Source organism: Pseudomonas sp. 2, from assembly GCF_056627435.1.
On sequence record NZ_JBWXNG010000047.1, the window covers coordinates 1 to 1311 of the forward strand.

Annotated in this window: 1 rRNA gene; it reads right to left on the bottom strand. The window is 51.0% G+C overall.

Going from position 1 to position 1311, the window contains the following annotated elements:
- Positions 1 to 1163, bottom strand: a 23S ribosomal RNA gene (locus AC1MEK_RS29825); the annotation flags it as partial.
- Between the last annotated feature and the right edge of the window lie 148 nt (positions 1164 to 1311).

Below are 1311 nucleotides of genomic sequence, written 5' to 3' on the forward strand. Positions count from 1 at the left end.
CGTGATACCCGTAGCTTCGGTGCATGGTTTGAGCCCCGTTACATCTTCCGCGCAGGCCGACTCGACTAGTGAGCTATTACGCTTTCTTTAAAGGGTGGCTGCTTCTAAGCCAACCTCCTAGCTGTCTAAGCCTTCCCACATCGTTTCCCACTTAACCATGACTTTGGGACCTTAGCTGACGGTCTGGGTTGTTTCCCTTTTCACGACGGACGTTAGCACCCGCCGTGTGTCTCCCATGCTCGGCACTTGCTGGTATTCGGAGTTTGCATCGGTTTGGTAAGTCGGGATGACCCCCTAGCCGAAACAGTGCTCTACCCCCAGCAGTGATACATGAGGCGCTACCTAAATAGCTTTCGAGGAGAACCAGCTATCTCCGAGCTTGATTAGCCTTTCACTCCGATCCACAGGTCATCCGCTAACTTTTCAACGGTAGTCGGTTCGGTCCTCCAGTCAGTGTTACCTAACCTTCAACCTGCCCATGGATAGATCGCCCGGTTTCGGGTCTATTCCCAGCGACTCGACGCCCTATTAAGACTCGCTTTCGCTACGCCTCCCCTATTCGGTTAAGCTTGCCACTGAAAATAAGTCGCTGACCCATTATACAAAAGGTACGCAGTCACCCAACAATGTGGGCTCCCACTGCTTGTACGCATACGGTTTCAGGTTCTATTTCACTCCGCTCTCCGCGGTTCTTTTCGCCTTTCCCTCACGGTACTGGTTCACTATCGGTCAGTCAGTAGTATTTAGCCTTGGAGGATGGTCCCCCCATGTTCAGACAAGGTTTCTCGTGCCCCGTCCTACTCGATTTCATTGACAAGAGGTTTTCGCGTACAGGGCTATCACCCACTATGGCCGCACTTTCCAGAGCGTTCCGCTAACCTCAAATCAACTTAAGGGCTGGTCCCCGTTCGCTCGCCACTACTAAGGGAATCTCGGTTGATTTCTTTTCCTCAGGGTACTTAGATGTTTCAGTTCCCCTGGTTCGCCTCTTACGCCTATGGATTCAGCGTAAGATAACGGTCTTATGACCGCTGGGTTCCCCCATTCAGACATCTCCGGATCACAGTCTGTTTGCCGACTCCCCGAAGCTTTTCGCAGGCTACCACGTCTTTCATCGCCTCTGACTGCCAAGGCATCCACCGTATGCGCTTCTTCACTTGACCATATAACCCCAAGCAATCTGGTTATACTGTGAAGACGACATTCGCCGAAAGTTTGCATTCACAAACTTTACCTTAGCCTGAAGTTCCACCAGTGAAAGTGGCCTTCAGTCTATCTTTCTATCACATACCCGAATTTTTAAAGAACGAT